General features: G+C 67.0%; 18 protein-coding genes and 2 pseudogenes. 13 read left to right on the forward strand and 7 right to left on the reverse strand.

Translation table 11 applies throughout. The features are described from left to right. Positions 1-20: 20 nt before the first annotated feature. Complete coding sequence (locus BJ970_RS34985; RefSeq protein ID WP_184732162.1) at positions 21-2174, reverse strand: B12-binding domain-containing radical SAM protein; 2154 nt, start codon at positions 2172-2174, stop codon at positions 21-23. Positions 2175-2733: 559 nt separating this feature from the next. Between BJ970_RS34985 and BJ970_RS34990 the strand changes: the two genes are divergently transcribed. Together BJ970_RS34990 and BJ970_RS34995 are read left to right on the forward strand one after the other, a co-directional pair. Continuing rightward, positions 2734-3960: a helix-turn-helix domain-containing protein gene (locus tag BJ970_RS34990; RefSeq protein ID WP_184732164.1), complete on the forward strand. Its 1227-nt coding sequence runs from the start codon at positions 2734-2736 to the stop codon at positions 3958-3960. An 11-nt stretch (positions 3961-3971) separates the two neighbouring features. Continuing rightward, on the forward strand, positions 3972-4628 hold the full coding sequence (locus tag BJ970_RS34995) for a YdcF family protein (protein ID WP_184732166.1): 657 nt from the start codon (positions 3972-3974) through the stop codon (positions 4626-4628). A gap of 136 nt (positions 4629-4764) precedes the next feature. Here BJ970_RS34995 and BJ970_RS35000 read toward each other — a convergent pair whose 3' ends face one another. Together BJ970_RS35000 and BJ970_RS35005 are read right to left on the reverse strand one after the other, a co-directional pair. Then, entirely contained in the window at positions 4765-5364 is a 600-nt protein-coding gene (locus BJ970_RS35000; protein ID WP_184732168.1) for an HD domain-containing protein, read from the reverse strand. Beyond that, positions 5357-5842 carry a hypothetical protein gene (locus BJ970_RS35005; RefSeq protein ID WP_184732170.1) on the reverse strand — a complete coding sequence of 162 codons (486 nt, stop codon included), beginning with the start codon at positions 5840-5842 and terminating at the stop codon, positions 5357-5359. The genes BJ970_RS35000 and BJ970_RS35005 overlap by 8 nt, the downstream gene beginning before the upstream one ends. 51 nt (positions 5843-5893) lie before the next feature. Here BJ970_RS35005 and BJ970_RS35010 point away from each other — a divergent pair, with 51 nt between their 5' ends. Continuing rightward, positions 5894-6619, forward strand: a complete 726-nt coding sequence (locus BJ970_RS35010) for a hypothetical protein (RefSeq protein WP_184732172.1) — start codon at positions 5894-5896, stop codon at positions 6617-6619. A 341-nt stretch (positions 6620-6960) separates the two neighbouring features. After that, on the forward strand, positions 6961-7674 hold the full coding sequence (locus tag BJ970_RS35015; protein ID WP_184732174.1) for a DUF899 family protein: 714 nt from the start codon (positions 6961-6963) through the stop codon (positions 7672-7674). Positions 7675-7698: 24 nt separating this feature from the next. Here the strand turns inward: BJ970_RS35015 and BJ970_RS35020 are convergent. From BJ970_RS35020 to BJ970_RS40300, 3 genes and pseudogenes are all read right to left on the reverse strand, one after another. Beyond that, a pseudogene (locus tag BJ970_RS35020) lies at positions 7699-9023 on the reverse strand (MFS transporter). Next, positions 8981-9499: a M24 family metallopeptidase gene (locus BJ970_RS40295; protein WP_376775174.1), complete on the reverse strand. Its 519-nt coding sequence runs from the start codon at positions 9497-9499 to the stop codon at positions 8981-8983. Before BJ970_RS40295 ends, BJ970_RS35020 begins: the two are co-directional and overlap by 43 nt. 55 nt (positions 9500-9554) lie before the next feature. Next, positions 9555-9911 (reverse strand): annotated as a pseudogene (locus BJ970_RS40300) (M24 family metallopeptidase); the annotation flags it as partial. On the opposite strand from BJ970_RS40300, the gene BJ970_RS35030 reads away from it, so the two are divergent. The 8 genes from BJ970_RS35030 (at position 9813) to BJ970_RS35065 (ending at position 16931) form a co-directional block, all read left to right on the forward strand. Then, the gene (locus BJ970_RS35030; protein ID WP_184732649.1) at positions 9813-10451 is read left to right on the forward strand and encodes a type 2 periplasmic-binding domain-containing protein; all 639 of its coding nucleotides are present in this window, start codon (positions 9813-9815) and stop codon (positions 10449-10451) included. The pseudogene BJ970_RS40300 and the gene BJ970_RS35030 sit on opposite strands and share 99 nt — an antisense overlap. Beyond that, entirely contained in the window at positions 10417-10596 is a 180-nt protein-coding gene (locus BJ970_RS40305) for a type 2 periplasmic-binding domain-containing protein (protein WP_376775175.1), read from the forward strand. Before BJ970_RS35030 ends, BJ970_RS40305 begins: the two co-directional genes overlap by 35 nt. Before the next feature lie 67 nt (positions 10597-10663). Then, positions 10664-11893, forward strand: coding sequence for a PucR family transcriptional regulator (locus BJ970_RS35040; protein ID WP_184732178.1), 1230 nt, complete (start codon positions 10664-10666; stop codon positions 11891-11893). Between the two features lie 196 nt (positions 11894-12089). Continuing rightward, positions 12090-12602 carry a flavin reductase family protein gene (locus tag BJ970_RS35045; RefSeq protein WP_184732180.1) on the forward strand — a complete coding sequence of 171 codons (513 nt, stop codon included), beginning with the start codon at positions 12090-12092 and terminating at the stop codon, positions 12600-12602. Positions 12603-12639: 37 nt separating this feature from the next. Beyond that, positions 12640-13998, forward strand: coding sequence for an MFS transporter (locus BJ970_RS35050; RefSeq protein WP_184732182.1), 1359 nt, complete (start codon positions 12640-12642; stop codon positions 13996-13998). Positions 13999-14026: 28 nt separating this feature from the next. Beyond that, complete coding sequence (locus tag BJ970_RS35055; protein WP_184732184.1) at positions 14027-15172, forward strand: LLM class flavin-dependent oxidoreductase; 1146 nt, start codon at positions 14027-14029, stop codon at positions 15170-15172. Beyond that, a complete protein-coding gene (locus tag BJ970_RS35060; protein ID WP_246471963.1) occupies positions 15172-16353 on the forward strand; it encodes a CaiB/BaiF CoA transferase family protein in 1182 nt (393 codons plus the stop codon). The genes BJ970_RS35055 and BJ970_RS35060 overlap by 1 nt, the downstream gene beginning before the upstream one ends. Further along, a complete protein-coding gene (locus BJ970_RS35065; RefSeq protein WP_184732186.1) occupies positions 16350-16931 on the forward strand; it encodes a 3,4-dihydroxy-2-butanone-4-phosphate synthase in 582 nt (193 codons plus the stop codon). The genes BJ970_RS35060 and BJ970_RS35065 overlap by 4 nt, the downstream gene beginning before the upstream one ends. A 541-nt stretch (positions 16932-17472) precedes the next feature. Here the strand turns inward: BJ970_RS35065 and BJ970_RS35070 are convergent. Next, positions 17473-17634: a hypothetical protein gene (locus BJ970_RS35070; protein WP_184732188.1), complete on the reverse strand. Its 162-nt coding sequence runs from the start codon at positions 17632-17634 to the stop codon at positions 17473-17475. Positions 17635-17788: 154 nt separating this feature from the next. Between BJ970_RS35070 and BJ970_RS35075 the strand changes: the two genes are divergently transcribed. Further along, a complete protein-coding gene (locus tag BJ970_RS35075; RefSeq protein WP_184732190.1) occupies positions 17789-18124 on the forward strand; it encodes a hypothetical protein in 336 nt (111 codons plus the stop codon).

Raw genomic sequence — 18124 nt, forward strand, 5'->3', positions numbered from 1 at the left:
ATCCTTCTTTGGCGATGTGGTCAGGTTCCGCAGGGGTCGGTGGCGTTGATCAACCGCCAGGTCGTGGAGTCCGCCCACCGGTCATGTTCGCGCTGCAGTAGATCCCGGTGCCTGCCGGGCAGGCTGTCGCTCACCCGTGCCAGGGCGGTGTCGAGCTCGGCGCGCAGCTCGGCGAGGAGCCGCTCGGCCAGCGCCGCGCACCGGTTGTTCAGCTCGTCGGCCCGGTCCGGGAGGGTGTCGGTGTGGGTTGCGGCGTCGATCATGGCGCCGAGCAGCCGGTAGCCGACGGCCTTGATGGTGCGGCGCGCCTCGCGGACCAGGGCGTATGGTCGGCTGTCGAGGACCTTCTCCAGGCTTTTGAGGGTGTAGTCCAGGGCGAAGTTGCGGTCGATCCACAGCTGCGCCCAGTGCGAGGCCACGCCGATGCGCCAGTCGGCGAACCGGGCCTGGACCCGGCCCAACGCCGGGTCGACATCCCCGGTGAGGCCAGCGGCTTCGGCCTTGCGGGTGTAGGCGGCGCCGATCAAGCATTCCATCGACACGAGCATGTAGCTGATGCCGGTGTAGAACGGGCGGCCGGTGGTGCGCTCGGCCACCCAGTCCTCGTCCCGGACCCCGTCGACGATCTCCTCCACGCCCAGATCGCGCTGCGGGCGCAGCAGCAGATCGGTGCGGCCCTGGAAGGCGTAGGTCTGCTGGAGCTCGTCGAGGGTCATGAGCTGGTCGAAGGTGATGTAGGTGAACCGGGGCGGCACCCCGAGCGCGGTGAGGGTGCGGATGGCCAGCGCGTTCTGGGTGCCGGTGGTCTCCTTGTTGAACCGCTCCAGGATCGAGGTCACGCCGGATTCGACGCCGAACAGGCAACGCCGCAGCCCGCGCTCGACCAGGCCGCGCCACAGGTGGCCGCGTTCGATGTGCCAGGCCCGGTCGTGGTCCAGCCGCACGGCCTGGTCGACCCGGCAGGAGGTCTCCCACTGGAATCCGGCCTCGTGGAGGGTGTCGGCGACCGCGAGGGTGCGCGATACCGCGGCCGGGCCGCGGCCGATGAACTCCTCGTCCACCAGGTACAGGGTCCGGCTGACGTGCGGGTGCTGGTCGGCGATCGCGCCGATCTCGGTCAGAATCCACGGGAGAGCTTCCGGTGCCGTGCCTGCCCACTGTCCTTTGTGGTCACGGGGGCAGAACGAGCAGTAGTTGGTGCAGCCCCGGCTCGTTTCCAGTTGGGCGACTCCGTTGTGGACGAAGGTGCGGTCCAGCAGGTCCAGCTCGGGCCACATGTCGGTTTGCAGCCGGTTCGCCACGACGGCGCTGCGCCGCCGTGGCCCGATGGACAGCGTGCCCTCGCCGCGGGCTGCACCGGCGTAGCCCGCGCCGCGGATGTGCTGCACCGCGATGTCGTCGTGCCAGTGCGAGAGCACGTCGGCGATGGTGGGCTCCCCCGCACCGCGGCCGATGATCAGGTTCGGGTAGCGCTCCAGCAGGATGCGCTCGTTGCGGACGGTGAGGCTGCCGCCCGCCACCACCAGAGGCGGTCGCTCCGCACTGGTGATCTCGTCCAGCAGGCGGGTCATCAGGTCGTGCTGGCCGAAGGTCGCCGAGATCCCCACGATGTCGGTCTCGCCGGTTCCGATGCGGGCGAGGATGTCCTCCAGGGATACGCCGAGCTGCATGTCCATCAGCTCGACGTGGCCAAGCAGCGTGGCGCGGGCTGCCCGTGCGAGATCGGAGATAGCCAACGGAAAGCGCGGCAGCGGGAAGTTCTCCGGGTGGTACAGCGAGGCCAGCAGCAGCCGTGGCCGCAGCAGCCGATGTCGACCTTCTAGGGTGATCTCCGCAGCCGAGAGCCAGCTGTCCGGGTCGCTGATCGTGATGTAGTCGCCCACCCAGGTCGGCCATTCGCGGGTACGGTGCGGCTGCCCGGAAAGGTCGGCAACGGTCCAGCCGCCGGCCAAGCCGCCGCCAAACTCGTGTTCGATCAGCACCAGCCGCCGATCCAGGGTTCCGGTCACTACCACCATTCGCCCGTTCACACAGTCGCGGAGCGCGGCCTGGACGCGGTCCGATTGCGCCAGCGGCGCTGACCACAGGGGGCTGTCGACCGCGGGCATGGTGTCGGTGACGTGCGCGACGGCGTGGACGAGCCGATCACGTGGGGACAGGCGCAGATCGCGCATCGGATCCTCCGCTGATGTTGTTGCTGGGGACGGGCTAAGAGCTGATCAACTCCTGGGCGAGGCCGCCCTGCACCGGTCTCATGTCGGGCTGCGGGTAGTGCGCGCGAGTTCGTGGCGGGAGCTGCCGGGGTGGTGAGGCGCGTCGACGTGGGACGCGTGGAACAGGCCCGGACATGGCCAGCACTGAGCAGCTGCATTCCGATCAGGCTCACCCCACCAGGCACTGCTTCTGGCCGCCCGCTCCGGCGTTCGGAAGCGCAGGCTGGAGCATGCCGTGCCGACCGGTCGGGGCACGATCGGCACGGCAGGGGCTTGGACTCGTTCCGACATGGCCAGCGTGCGTGGCGCGCGCGGATGGTCCGGTCGCGCTTCTTGCGCGTCCGTGATCACGGTCATGGCCGCTCCCGTTCGCTGGCGGGCTGGAACGATCTCTCCGCGTCACAGCCGGGATCACGCGGAGTGGTCATTTCCGCACGTTAGGTGCGACCGATGTGGCGAACCGGGAGGAATTCTCTGGGGCCGTTGCCGTCGGAGCTGGGAGGTTAACCCCGTGCGAGGGATGACCGACGACATGACGATCGGTGAGCGCGTGGCGTTCTACCGGCAGCGGCGCGGTCTGACCCAGACCGTGCTGGCCGGACTGGTCGGCCGCAGCGAGGACTGGTTGCGCAAGGTCGAGCACGAGGTGCTCCCACTGGACCGGCTGTCCGTGCTGCGCAGATTGGCGTTCGCCTTGGACATCTCCCTCGGGGACCTGATCGGCGAGCCGGTGCTGATGGCCTGGGCCGACGAGTCCGGTCGCCGCACCGTGCCCGCGCTGCGGGTGGCGCTGATGGACCACCGCCAGTTCCTCTCCGGCCCGCAGCCAGGCGAACCGCCCCGTTTGGACGCGCTGGCGGCCGAGATCGCCGCGCAGTGGGGCGACTACCAGAACTCCCGCTACGCCCGCCTGACCCAGCGCCTCCCGCTGCTGATCACCGACGCTCAGGCCGCCTGCCAGCACCATGGGCGGGGCAGTGACGACGGGCTGCGCGCGCATGCGCTGGCCGCCAGCGCCCACCAGCTGGCCACCGCGTTCCTGACCAAGCTCGGCGAGGCTGACCTGGCGGCGATCTCGGCCAGCCGCGGCCTGGCCGCCGCCCACACCAGCGGCGACGACCTCATGATCGGGTCGCTGTACCGGTCGGTGGCGCATGCCCTGCTGTCGATCGGCGAGTTCGAGCAGGCGGTCGCGCTCGCCCGCGCCGCCGCCGACCATCTCGAACCTGGCCTCGGCGACGCGACTCCGGAGTACCTATCGGTGTACGGGATGCTGCACCTGGTCGGCGCGGTCGCCTCGTCCCGCCGCGAGGATCGCGCCGACACCACCACTTTCCTCACCGAAGCCGACAAGGCCGCGACCCGGCTCGGCCACGACGCCAACCACATGTGGACCGCATTCGGCCCCACCAACGTCAACGTCCACCGCGTCACCGCCGCGATGGAACTGGGCGACGTCCAGGTCGCCGTCGACCTCGGCCCCCGCATCGACACCCATGCTCTGCCTGTCGAGCGCCGGGTCCGCCACGCCATCGAGACCGCCCGCGCCTACGTCCGGTGGAACCGTGCCAACGACGCCCTCACGCTACTGCTCGACGCCGAGCAGTACGCCCCCGAACAGGTCCGCTACCACCGACTCTCCCGCATCCTCGTGCGGGAGATGATCAGACTCCCGCGGCCCGCGGGCCACGCCATCGAGCTCGCCTACCGCATGGGCGTGCACGGCACCGACCCGCGCCGACCGTAAAGTGCCTCGGCATGGAAACCAGCGAGCTTGCCCAGGACCTGCGCGCCGACGTCGAGACCCTGTGGGCCTACCACGACATGGGCCACCGGCCGCGCCGCTGCGACGTCGGCATTGGCCTCGGCTCCCACGACCTTGGCGTCGCGATCCACGCCGCCGAGCTGTACCAGCAGGGCATGTTTCCGCACATCGCGTTCACCGGCGCGAACGCACCGACCACGATCGAGCGGTTCCCCCGCGGCGAGGCCGTCCACTACCGCGAACACGCCATCAGCCTCGGCGTGCCCGCCGAGGCGATCCTGATCGAGACCGAGGCGACCAACACCAGCCAGAACCTCACCAACAGCCGTCAGGTCCTCGCCGACGCGGGTATCCAGCCCGCGTCGGTCATGCTGATCTCCCGGCCCTACCAACAGCGACGTGCCTACGCGACCTGCCGCAAGGTCTGGCCCGAGGTCGACGTCGTGTGCTCCGCCCGGCCGTTGTCGCTCGACGAGTACATCGCCAGCATCGGCGACGTCAACCGCGTGATCAACATGCTGGTTGGCGACACCCAGCGGATCACCGAGTACGCCCGCCGCGGCTTCGCCATCGAGCAAGACGTGCCCGAGCACGTCCATGCCGCCTACCAGCGCCTGGTCGACGCGGGCTTCACCAGCCGCCTGATCTAGTCACCGGTGACGAGGCGTCGCGGTGTACAAGGCGACCGCTTGCCCACTACCGAAGGCGGTCAGCCGTGCGACTCCTGCCGAACTTCCTTCCGGCTTTCCTGATCTCTGTTTCGAGGTGTTCGGCTTCGTTGACGCCTCAGGGTCGTCCAACAGCGCTCGCAAACGAGCCCCACCACTCTCCAGGGGAGACCTCCATCGCAGCTGAGGCGAGCGCCTTACCGGTAATCGTAGTCATCGCTTCCGCGCTGGAGCGCACCCACTCATCGAGCTGGGTGTAGCCCTCGCGCTGGTACTCACGTGCTTGAAGCAGACATTCCAGCTTGTCGGCGTCGCGGCTGCACTGAGCCTCAAGCGTGGCGTCGCCCGTCTTTGCCGACTCGTGTTCATCTATGGCGGCAATGATCCGATCCCGGAGGTTTTCGGGTAGCCCCGAAGTCTGCTCCGAGATGAGCTCGTGGGCAGAGGCAGTGGTCACGTACTTCTTGCCAACGCTCGGGATGTCACCGATTCGGGTCTCGGGCAGGTCGTGGAAGAGCCCAAGCGTGGCTGCCCGTTCCGCGTTCGCGCCCTCGCAAGCGGCGATGACGTAGGCGAGCACGCCGACGCGGTAGGAGTGCTCAGCCACGCTTTCCCCGTTGCGCACACCTCCCAGGAGCCAGCCGGTTCGGGGCGTGTGCTTCAGGTGGCCAGTTTCGTACGCGAACGCGATGATCTCGGCGAAACGCTGGTCAGGCATGGGGGCTCCTCAGTGCGTAGGAGAGCTGGTCAAGTTTACGAAGGGAACTGCGGGCGAACTCGTTCGAGGCAGTGGCCCGATCGACTGTGTCGAGCACGCGACGACGGAGATCTGGCCGGTCCAGCCCACGCCGGAAGGGAATTAGTGCGTTCAACGCGTGAGCGCAGAGGTCGCGGTATGGAGCGTGCTCCAGTCCGTCTAGGAGTGAGCCGAGAAGCAGCTCGCCGGACCAGGGCTGACCATTAGTCAGCATGGCGGCATCGCTGATCCACCGCTCCGGGATCTCGCCGACCCAGTAAGCCCAATACGCAAGGTTTGCCTTCACCGCGTCCTCGGTTCCAAGGCCCTGCTCTATGAACCGCGACAGCGGCTCCAAGTCGCCTGCAGCCGCGGCGCTGATGGCGCGCGATCTCGTGACTGCCCACTCAGGCGACCACTCGCGGATGTCTCGCGCTGCGCGCACGTCGGCTGCACGCATCTGTGAAACCCAGTCCGCCGACTTGGCATGCTCTGCGACAAGGTACTGAGCTTGCCGGCGGAGCATGGCGCCTTCAACGCCGCGTTTAGCCCGGTCGGCGACCGAGCGCAGGACCGCAGCGAGCTGATCTCGCTCGCCCTGGGCGACCTCCAACCGTGCCTTCGTATCGGCAAGCTGGCGCGGCGCAGGGTCGTTCTGGCGCGCCGCCGGGACGCCACGTCGGCGCTCGGCGGCCCGCCGCAGGTCCATGCCTACCGTGTGCCCGACGAGACTTCCTCGGCCACGACCCGGACCGTGGATGCCAGCGGGGATGCGCCCGGCGAAGTAAACCGAGTCTCAGGCAGCGGTGATCCGGTCGTGTGGGTCGCCGTGTGTGGCGACCGGATCACTCGGGATGACACGGAAATCGTCGGCCGGTTCACGGGTGCTCCGTGCATGACGTGCTTCATGAGCGCCGTACTCGCCAGCGACGTGCCGTCGAAGAGCCGCGCGGAGGCCGAAGGTATGCCTCCGGCACCGCAGTCGCTCGCGAAACCGGCGGCGCAGGACCTCGGGGTCACGGCGGCGCGACGATCGATCCGGTTCGCGCCTTCGTGGCGGGAGTGCGTCGTTCACCTCGCGTATTCCGATGCGACGCAAGCAGATTACGAGGGCAGAAAGGTCGTGCTCGGGTTCTGTGGCCAGATCGGTTGGGGACCCGACGAGCACCCGCCGGAAGGGTGGGAGTCGTGCGAGGAATGCCACGCGATCGCGAACACGAAGAAAGGGGAATCCTAGGCATGGCAGGCAGACACCGCCGCACCGGAATCATCGCCGCCGGAGTCTTGTGGACGGGCGAGATCTTTCCAAACAACCCGGCGACTGGTTCACGCCCGCCGTCGAGCCCGGCGCCCCGGCACGGCACAAGCGGGATGCCGGTCGCGCCGCCGCAAGCAGCGGCGGTGACCGAGACGCCGCTCACGACAGTCCCACACGTCACTCGGTGCACAGGTTGATCACGCGACTCAGCGGTTATTCGACCATGTTGCCGAAACTGGCGTCCTCGCGGCCGAGGAGGCCGCACTGGCGAGCTGCCGCGCGCGGGAAGACGATGGCTACAGCACCCACGGAGGTAAGCAATGCGTCAAACCAATCTCACCACGGAGTCCTCCGAGTACCACGAAGCTCGCGAAGATTTGCGTCAGGCCGAGATCGACCTAATGCGGCATCGCGAACGGGTTGCCGAACTGCGACGTGAGCTACCGTCCGGGCCCCTCCTTGAGGACTACACCTTCGAGGAGGGGCCCGCGGATCTCGATGCCGGTGACACTCCGACGCGGACGGTACGGCTGAGCGAACTGTTCACCGAGCCCGGCCGGGACCTCGTCATCTACCACTTCATGTACGGGAAACAACAAACCCAACCGTGCCCGATGTGCACCATGTGGATCGACGGGTTCAACGGAGTCGCCCCGCACCTCGCGCAGAACATCGACTTCGCCATCGTCGCCGCGGCCGACCTACCCACCCTGCGGCAACACGCCAGGAACCGGCGGTGGACGAACCTGCGGCTGCTCAGCGCGGCTTCGAACGCCTTCAAATACGACCTCGCCAGCGAGGACGCCGAAGGTAACCAGGATTCGACGGTGTCGGTCTTCCGGCGCGACGACAGCGGCTCGGTGCGCCACGTCTACACGACGCACCCGCGGATGGCCGACGACATCGGCGAACGCGGTATCGACCTGCTCAGCCCGGTCTGGCACGTCCTCGACCTGACCCCGATGGGCCGGAACGACTGGTACCCGTCACTCAGCTACCGGGGCGTGAGTAGCGGCGTCGGCCCTGGGCGGTGAAGTACCGCTAGAGACCTTGCGGTGTCACCGGCTGCTCGGATTCGGCGGGGCGGCAAGTGGTGTCGTCGTGGTCTCGTCGGGTCCGTTGGCGAGCGAGTTGCGGGAGGTTTCGTCGACCACCACGATGGTGATCGTGGCCGCAATCGCGGTGTACGCGACGGCTTGCCCGCTGCCGAAAGCGGTGAGCAGTGCGACGCCAATCAGCGGGGCGACGCTGCCGCCGACGACCCCGGCGAGCTGGTAGCCGATGGAGGAGCCGCTGTAGCGGACCGAGGTGGGAAAGAGCTCGGAGATGTAGGCGCCCATCGGCCCGAACATGGCCGCCTGGAACAGCAGGCCGACGGTCACCGCGGTGATGGCCAGGATCTCGGAACCGGTGTCGAGCAGCGGGAAGAAGGCGAAGCCCCAGACCGCCACGCCGATCGCGCCCGCAAGGTAGATCGGCCTGCGCCCGACCCGGTCCGACAGCGCGCCGAAGTACGGGATCGCCACCAGTTGCACGACCGACGCGACCATGACGCCGTTGAGCACCAAGGACTTGCTCAGGCCGAGCCGCTGGGTCACATACGTGATGGAGAAGAGAGCAAAGGTGTAGTAAGAGACGTCTGAGCCGATGCGAATCCCGATCTGATCAGCAGTGGACGACGGTGGTGCCGGAAGACCTCCCGCAGCGGCCGACGCTTGTCCTCCTGGCTCTCGGCCTGCTCGAACATCGGTGATTCGCTGACCGTCTTGCGGATTCAGATGCTTACCAGGATCAGCACGGCGCTGAACAAGAAGGGCAGGCGCCAACCCCAGGCGTTGAAGGCATCCTCGGGAAGCAGACCGCTGCTGACCGCGAGGGGCACCCACGGCGAGCAGGTTGCCTGCCGGCACGCCGATCTCGGGCCAGCTGGTGAAGAAGCCTCGGCGGCCGGCGCCGCCCGCTGCCTCGCCGTGCTCCGCGACCATCGCGACTGCCCCTCCCCACCCGCCGCCCAGACCGAGCCCCTGGCAGAACCGCAGCAGCACCAGCAGGACCGGAGCCAGGGTGCCGAACGTCTGATAGCCGGGCAGGACGCCCATCAGGAAGGTCGAATTCCCATGAGCAGCACGGTGGCGACCAATGTGGACTTGCGTCCGTACCGGTCGCCGAGATGTCCGAATAGGATTCCGCCGAGCGGGCGGGCGACGAAGGCGACGACGTAGGTCGCGAACGCGAGCAGCGTGCCAGTCAGGGGATCGGTGTTCGGGAAGAAGACTTTGTTGAACACCAAGGCGGCGGACCCGTAAAGGAAAAAGTCGTACCACTCGATCGACGTGCCGACTAAGCTACGCCGCGCGCTACCAAGGCTCGGGTCGATGTCGATACCGGCAGTCCACTATGGATCTCGCTGGCGATGAGCAGAACGTCGGTGACCCAGGCGGCGTCCGCCTCGGCGACCACGACGGGAAGCGGATCGTAGTTGTGGGCGCTGTGCTGGCGCTCCAAAGCGATGGCGTCGGTCATCGGCCAGCCCACCACGGTCAACTGGTGCGGCAGGTCGTGCAGGAGTTCGTGCCCACCGGTGGTCACCAGCACCAGGTCCTCGATCTTGATCGCGCCGGTGTCGGCCGAGTAGGCGGGTGTCTCCAAGGCCAGCACCATGCCGGGCACGAGCAGTCGTTCCTCGGTGGCCGAGAGGTACGGCGGCTCTTCGTGGAAGGTGTCGATGCCCACGGAGTGGCCGTAGTGACCACGATTGAACCGCGGGTAGCCGTGATTGCGAATGTGTTGCTGTGCGGCGGTGAAGATCTCGTGCACCGGCACGCCCGGCCGAACCGCGTCGCGGGCCAGTTCCTTCATGCGCTTCGGCCAGCACGTCGTAAAGCTTGCGCGCCGCGGGGCGGGCCGTGCGGTAGGCGAAGGTCCGGCCGCCGTCGCCGCGATATCCGCCGACCGTGACTCCGCAGTCGAATTTGATCAGATCGCCGTCGGTGAGACCGTGCCCCTGTTCGGAATCGACTCCGATCTTGGTTCCGGATCCGACTGCGGGCAGCACCCACTGGTCCGTGTAATCCGCGTAACGCGGCGAGGACATCGCCTTGTCGAGCACGCCTTGCACATACCGGTGCCGCATGTCCAAAGCGGTCATCCCGGGTACATACCCGGATACGGCGTGCAACGTACCCGCTTCGGAGAGTTCGGTTGCCCGGCGGAGCCGTTCCACTTCGAAGTCGTACTTGACGCTTCGAAGCTCGTACAGGTCATCGGTCATATCCGCCCAGGACAGGTCCGGTGCGAACGACGCGACCCTGCTGACGGTGTCGTGCAGCACGTACCGCAGGTCGGTGCCGATGCGGCCATCGAGAAGGCCGCGATCGCCAAGAATCGAGCGCAGCAACGTGTCCTGCTCCTGGCGGTCGTACTGGGAGGGCCGCGGGGCGTGCGCGCCGCGCTGGGCCGACTCGCGCAGATCTTCGGCGTCGCGCAGCTCCACCCACACCCGGTAGGAGCGCACATCGGCGAATCCGGACACCTGGAACACCAGGTCGGGTTCGCCCTGTTCGAACGGAACCGGCGCAAGGTGGCGCTGACCAAGGCCGGCCGCACCCTGCTCGCCGAAACCCGCCGGGCCATCGCGCAGCCGGACCGGGTTCGGCTGACGGCGGAACGAATCCGCTCCGGCGAGGCCGGGCACGTGCGGATCGCCTTCGTCGGCTCCCGCGTTGTACGGAGTGCTACCCGCGGTAGTCCGCCGGTTACGCGAACAAGCACCGCAGGTGCGGCTTTCGGTCCACGAGATGGAATCCAATGACCAGCTGCGCGCGCTCGACGAAGACGTCATCGATCTGGGATTCGTCCGTCCCCCGCTACGCCGCCGCGACCTCGCGGTCCAAGATCTCTGGCAGGCTCTCTCGCCAAAAGGTCAAGTTCGCGGCGGCGTTCGGGCGCTGTGTTAGCGTGTGCCCTCAGGTCTGCCGCCTGGTGCGTCAACGTAGACATCGCACTACTTGGAGGGCCGCCGCCGTGACGACGCCGCAACCCCGGTTAGAAGATTTCGGCGAGATCGGCCACTACGTGACCGACGCGATCCGAGCCGCCAACCCCGACTACGCGGATCTTGACGAAGCCGTGCTCGCCGACGTGGTGCAGACCAACGTGGCCAACGCGCGGATCTACGTGCACGCCGTAGTCCATCAGCGGCGTCCCAGCAGCGGGGACCTGGCATCGCTCGCCGACGCCGCGCGCCGACGGGTGCACCAGGGCATCGCGCTGGATGCCATGCTTCGGGCCTACCGGATCGGTGCACGCGCGATGTGGGAGAAGCTCAGCGAGAGCCGCCCCGACCTGGACCACCGAGTCCTCACCGACTGGACGCTGCGCTACATCGACTGGGTAAGCAGCGAAGCGGCGGAAGCGTATCTGGCCGAACGCGACAGCATGTTGAACTCTCACCTCGAAACGACGAAGCTACTGCTCGCCCGGGTCGTCGAAGGCGATTTCGCGACATCCGACGAGCGAGACGCGGCATTGCGCGCGCTGGGTATCGACCCCGCGATCCCCCACGTCGCCGCCGTCGTCGGGCCGACCGGCCGCGCGGAGTCCACACTCGACGGCCCGCTGCTCGAAATCGTGCAGGAGATCCGGCGCCTGATCCCCACCGCCACGGCGGGGCTGCTACGGCGCGGCGCGGTGATCCTCGTGCCGACTGCCGCGACCGGCGGCCTGGAGGCCCTGCTCTGCGGCGCGGTCGGCCGCTCCTTCGGCGACACCCGCGTCATCAGCGCGGGCGTTGGCCGGCCCACGCCATCGGCGGCCGGCCTCGCTGACGCGGTGCGGGAGGCGGAGCGGGCCCGTGCCCTCGGTGAAATCCTTTTCCCCCGCCAGCGGGTGCACTCCTACGAGTCGCTCGTTTTCTACGATCTGTTCCGGCAAGGCGAACCGGTCGACACGTTCATCGAAACCGTGCTCGGGGAGCACCTGGGCGCCGACCGCACGGGGCGGGTCGACCTGGTCCGCACGCTCTACGTCTATTTCACCCTCGGCATGAACCGGAAAGCCGCGGCGAACCGCCTCGGCATCCATCCGAACACGCTCGACTACCGGCTCCAGCAAGCGACGCGGGCCTCCGGCGTTTCGCTGACCTCGCCCGAGGAGTCGTTCCGCTTCCAGCTCGCCGTCCGCCTCCTCCCGATCTGCACGCAGACCAGCTGGCTCGGCGACAAGTCAGGTATCGCTGGGATCCTCGCGGACTGAGGCCAGGTTCCGCCGCTCCCGCAGCCTGAGTACTCAGGCCCGCACTTGCCACGTCGTCACAAGACAAGCCCGCCGCCATCGTGAATGTCCCCGAAGACGCTCGCCGGGAAGGCTGCGATCCTGGTTAACACGCTTTCACGGGCGCGAACGACGCCCGGAACGCAGTCAGTCACTCGCCTACCGCGAGGAGATAGCAATGTTGCTGGACCGGCAGAACACCCACTCCGGGGTCGACGCCGCCACGCTGCGGGCCGTAGCCGGAACCTTCGCCACCGGCATCACCATCATCACTTGCACCACCGAACACCGTCCCCAAGGCTGCGCCGCGAACGCGGTGCTCAGCGTCAGCCTCGACCCACCGCTGATGCTCGTCTCGCTGGCCGAGTCGTCCCGGACAAGGGCAGCGATCGAAAGCTCGGGCACCTTCGCCATCAACGTCCTTCCGGACAACCCCGAGGGCACGGCGCTGTGCGCCGAATTCGCCAGCCGTTCCGACGACAAGTTCGCGCAGGCCGCGCACCATCCCGGCACGTTGGGCGCTCCGGTGCTGCGGGACGCGTTGGGCTGGTTCGAATGCGCTGTCCACTCCGCCTTCCCCGCCGGTGATCACACGCTGTTCGTCGGCCGCGTGATCGCGGCAGGTCACGCCGAGGGCGAGCCGCTTGTGTTTTTCCGAGGCGAGAAGCGCCGCCTCACCCGTAAGCGCTGAAGTTAGGCGTGCACGTTCCGAAACAAGGAGGTCTCGGATGCACGACGACGACACCCGCTCCCCCACCGACGGCCCACGGCACTCCGATGTGTCCCAGGCGCGTAAGGCCGCGTTCGCATCGACGGTCGGCAGCGCCATCGAGTGGTACGACTTCTACGTTTACGGCTTGTCCGCCGCGCTGATCTTCAACAAGTTGTTCTTCCCCGGCAACAACCCCTACTCCGGGACGCTGCTCGCGCTGTCGACCTTTTTCGCCGGGTTCGCCGTGCGGCCGATCGGCGCGCTGATCTTCGGACACTTCGGCGACCGACTGGGCAGGCGCAAAGTGCTGATCGCGACCATGACTCTCATGGGCGCCGGCACGTTCTTCGTGGGGCTCACGCCCACGCACGCCGTGATCGGCATCTGGGGCGCGGTCATCCTCGTGGTTCTGCGGGTAGTCCAGGGCATCGGTGTTGGCGGCGACTGGGGTGGTTCCGTGCTGCTGGCCACGGAATGGAAGTCGGCCAAGGGCAAACGCGGATTCATGGGCAGCCTCCCGCAATTCGGCAGTCCACTGGGGCTGATCATCGCCACCATCGTCACCGAAGGAAGCAGCAGGTTTCTCTCCAACGACGCATTCGAGTCCTGGGGTTGGCGCCTGCCGTTCCTGGCCAGCCTCGTCCTCACCGCGATAGGGCTATACCTGCGGTTGCGGGTGGTGGAAACGGCTTCGTTCGAACAGGCGAAGAACAGCGGCGCCCTGCGGAAGGCACCGCTGGCTCATCTCCTTCGCTACCACTGGCGGACTGTGCTGGGCACGACGCTGATGCGAGCCGGGCAGCACGCGAGTTTCTATCTGTTCACCACGTTCGTGCTCAGCTTCGGGGTCACGAGCCTGCACCAGCCGCGTTCGACAATGCTTCTTTCGGTGATGCTGGCCGCCGCGATCTCGCTCGGAACCACGTTGTTCTGGGGCTCCGTTTCGGACCGAATCGGCCGTAAGCGCATGCTGCAGATCGGGCTCGTGGTGATGTTCTGTTTCGCGATCCCCTACTACGGCCTGCTCACGACCGGCAGTCTCCCGCTCATCGTCATCGCCATCGTCCTCTCGCTGGTGGTGCACGACATGCAATACGGCCCGCAGAGTTCCTTCATCGCGGAAAGTTTCCCCCCGGACGTGCGCTACAGCGGTTCCTCGCTCGGGTACCAGCTTTCGTCGGTGACGGCCGGCGGCCCCGCCGCGCTGGTCGCGACCGCCTTCATGGCCACCTTCAACTCCACCGTCCCCATTGCGATCTACCTCATGGTGATGTGCGCTGTCGCGTTCGTCGCGCTGCTGCTGCTGCCCAGCGTCGATGACCCCGGCAAGGTGGGCGCCGAATCCAAATCCGCCGCTGTTCCCGCGAAGAAATAGGCGGCCCCACGCGTAGGAAGGGATCGAAATGTCGGAAACTCTCGCACCGGACCAGGTGTCTCCGCTCGAAAAAGCCTTGCAGAACAAGCTGATTCTCGGGCTTTTCCTTCCGCTGCAAGAGGGGGCGTGGAGCCCGTCTTCGGCACCACGGGGGACTTCGTGGACCTACGACTACAACGCGCGGTGCGCCCTAGAGGCCGAGAAATACGGCTTTGACCTCGCGTTCGGTCTCGGCCAATGGCTCGGCAAGGGCGGCTACGGCGGAGAAACGAACTTCCGGGAGCACGAGCTCGACCCGCTGATCAGCTCGGCCGCCCTGGCGGCGCAAACCGAAAAGCTGCTGCTGATCAGCACCGTCCACGTGCTCTACGGGTGGCATCCGGTGCATCTGGCGAAATACGGCGCTTGCATCGATCACATCAGCGGCGGCCGGTGGGGGCTCAACGTCGTCACCGGCTACAAGCCCAGCGAATACCGGATGTTCGGGCTGGAGCCGATCGAGCACGATCTGCGCTACTCGATGGCCGCCGAATTCACCGAGATGATGCAGGTCTTGTGGGCGAGCGAGGAAAACGTGACCATGCACGGAAAGCATTGGTCGATGCGCGACGCCCACGTCCTGCCCAAGCCGGTGCGCGGCCGACCGGTGCTCGTCAACGCCGCGTCTTCGCCGGCCGGACTGGAGTACGCGGCCGCCTATTCCGACCTGATCTTCATCACCAGCCCCGGTGGCGCCGATCCCCACCAGGCGGTCGAGACGCTTCCGGCGCACAACAAGAAGATCAAGGACCTGGCCCGCGCACGCGGCCGCGAGGTCCGCACCGTCATCAATCCGCACGTGATCTGCCGGGAGAGCGAGAAGGAGGCTTGGGCCGCCTACCACCGCATCCTGGACAACGAAGACACCGTTGCCGCCGACAACTTCGTCGCCGGCTTTACCGGCGGAGACAACAAGTCTTGGCGGGGCCACAGCCGGGAGCAGTGGGTAGTGGGCGGCAACGTCCACCTCGTCGGCACCCCCGAGCAGATCGTCGAGTGGTTCGCGAAGCTGCACGATGCCGGCTGCGACGGCATGCAGGTCAACTTCTTCGACTACTTGCCCGACCTGCAACTCTTCGGCGAGCAGGTGGTGCCGCTGATGCACGAGGCCGGACTGCGGAAGGGGAACCGCTGATGGGTATGCGCGCCGACAGCTCGACCAGCGGCGCACCGCTGACCGGCCTGCGCGTCCTGGAATTCGGGCAGATCGCCGCCGGGCCGTTCGCCGGCTCGCTTCTCGCCGACCTCGGCGCCGACGTCGTCAAGGTCGAGCGCACGGGCGAGGGCGACGGCATGCGCCAGTGGCCGCCGCTGCTGGACGGGGTCGGCGAAGACCGCTACAGCGGTAACTTCGCCTCGGTCAACCGCGGCAAGCGCAGCATCGCCGTCGACCTGAAATCCCGCGAGGACAAGGAGATAGTGCTCGACCTCATCCGCAACGCGGACGTGCTGATCGAGAACTTCCGCCCGGGAACACTCGAACGGTTGGGCTTCGGCTATAGCGCGGTCAGCGAGCTCAATCCTCGCCTGGTCTATTGCTCGATCTCCGGTTACGGCCAGGTTGGACCCTATGCGACGCGAGGTGCCTTCGATGTGACCGTCCAGGCGGTCAGCGGGCTGATGAGCGTCACCGGAGACGAAGACCGTGAACCGGTCAAGTGCGGAGTCCCGGTAGGCGATTTCGTCGCCGGTCTTTATGCGGCCTACACGGTGACGGCCGCCGTGTACCGGGCGAAACACACCGGCCGGGGCGGTCGGATCGACTGCTCGATGCTGGGGACACTGCTGGGCATTTCCGCCCTCCAGACCAGCGAGTACTTCGGCACCGGGCGGGACCCGAAGCGTCTCGGCTCCGCGCACCCGCGCAACGCCCCGTATCGCGCCTTCCGGGCGGCGGACAAGAGCTTCGTGGTCGCCGCGGGCAACAACGAGCTCTGGCGTCGTTTCTGCGAAGTCGTCGGCCAATCGCACCTGACGGCCGATCCGCGCTTCCGAAGCCAAGAACTGCGTGCCCGAAACCAGCATGAACTCGCGGACTTACTCGGCCCCATTTTCGCCATGAAGGACGCGGGCGCGTGGCTGGCCGCGTTCGAGGCGGCCGGTGTGCCCTGCGCGCCGATCAACACCTTTTCCGAGATCCTCGCCGATCCGCACGTCGAGGCGATGGGTCTGGTGCGCCCGCTGAACCTGCCCAACGGCGCGACCACCCAAACGATCGCCTTCCCGGTTTCGATCAGCGGTCATGAAGTCGAAGTACGAACCTCGCCGCTCCTGGGCGAGCACAACGACGAGGTGCGAAAGGAGTGGCTGGCATGAGCGATGGTGTGACGGTCCTGGTCGACGCGACTGCCGACCTGGGTGTGCTCGTACTGCCGGCCGCCGCCTGCACGACACACAACGTCGCCTTCCTCATCGAGCACACCTCGGGGTTCATTTGCGCTGCGGCCCCCGCAGCGGTCTACGAACGGCTGCGGGTGCCGTCCCTGGCACCACCGGGACAGCCGCCCGCAGCCGATGACTACGGCGTCTCATTCGATGCCGCGACGGGCATCACTACGGGAATCTCCGCCGCTGATCGCGCTCGGGTGCTCCGCCTGCTCGCAAGCCCCGCCACCCGCCCTGATGACCTTGCCCGGCCTGGACATGTCGTCTCCGTACGCGCCAGGGAAGGTGGGGTCTTGGCCCGCGCGGCAATTCCCGAGGCGGCATGCGAGCTGGTGCGACGTACCGGGGCCACACCCGTCGCCGCGTATGCACACGTGGTCAGCCGCTGCGACCCGACAACACTCGCGTCCGCGTCGGAACTAGCCGACTTCGCCGCCGAACACGCCCTTCCCCTCACCGACGTCGCCACCATCAAATCCGGTGCGATTTCCATGGAAATCGCGTCGTGATAGGTCGTCCAGGTGACACACGCCCGTCGCGCCAAGCGCCCGGATGCGCCCGTGTCGGGTCGGTTAGGTGGAGGGCGGTTCCGCTCTCACATCGCCGCGCCGCAGTTGACGCAGCGCCATTCGCCCTTGTCATTCCGCTGGTAGTTGTGACCTTGTGCGCTAGCCGGACAGTCGCTCGCCGGACTCCCCATTCTCGTGCCTCGCTTCCGCTCGAATGGTTGTGCCGTTGCCGCTGATCTGAACGGTTTCACCGTGGGAAGCCACGATCTTGATTGCGGTACGCCGACCACCGGTCAGGGTTGGATCAGAAAGCAGTGACCGATCAAGGCCGTTCTTGATGGCCTGGGTCCGCATCCAAGTCAACACGTCAGCGGGGCTGTGGAGCACAGCGACCGGATCACCGTTGACGGTACAGTGCCACGCGGTCCCCAGCTCCGCCCAACGATCGCTCAGTGTCCGACTCATCGCCTTCTCCTTGGTGATCGAGTGGCTTCCTACCGTAGTCGAACGGATCACCTCCGTTCATCCCCGATCCGGGTTGCTAACCACCCCGGTTCCGGACGGCGACCGGGCGGCGTTCGGCGCCGTTGTCGTGGGTGAGGTCCACGATCACCCGATCATCGGCCTGTTGGGAGGTCAGCGCCGCCCGCACGTCAGTCGCGTCGAGCGGCGTCGAGTCGTCGAGTTCCATCGTGAACGTCATCGCTTCGCCTTCCCCCGGAATGTGCGCCGGTAGGGGCGCCCCTTGCGGTCGGTGCACGGACTCCGAATGGGGGTTCGTATCTAGATCGGGTCCGTGTACGCCGTGAATGGTTCTAGCCTGGCGAGCCAATTAGGGGATGAAACTGGGGGTTTGCATGGCCGATGACATTGTCAGTGGCCAGGGCTATCGGGTGGATTTGGACGCCTTGATGGACGCTGGTCTGGGAGTTGCCGAGATCGTTGATGAGGTGAGGACGGGCAAGATCGAGCGCGCCGACGGCCCGCCGGAGGTCTATGGCCATTCCGGTTTGGCGACCGAGATAGCCGATTTCTGTGATCGGGCGGCGCAGGCTGCGGGGTATCTGACCGAGGACGGGATGCTGCTGGCACGGCTTCTGATTGACTCTGCTGGCGAGTACGCGACCGCGGATGAGAACGGTGTAGCGCATCTGGGGGATGTGGCGGTTGAGGAAGCATCGCAAAGGGAGTAG

Origin of the sequence: Saccharopolyspora phatthalungensis (assembly GCF_014203395.1) — a bacterium.
GTDB lineage: Bacteria > Actinomycetota > Actinomycetes > Mycobacteriales > Pseudonocardiaceae > Saccharopolyspora > Saccharopolyspora phatthalungensis.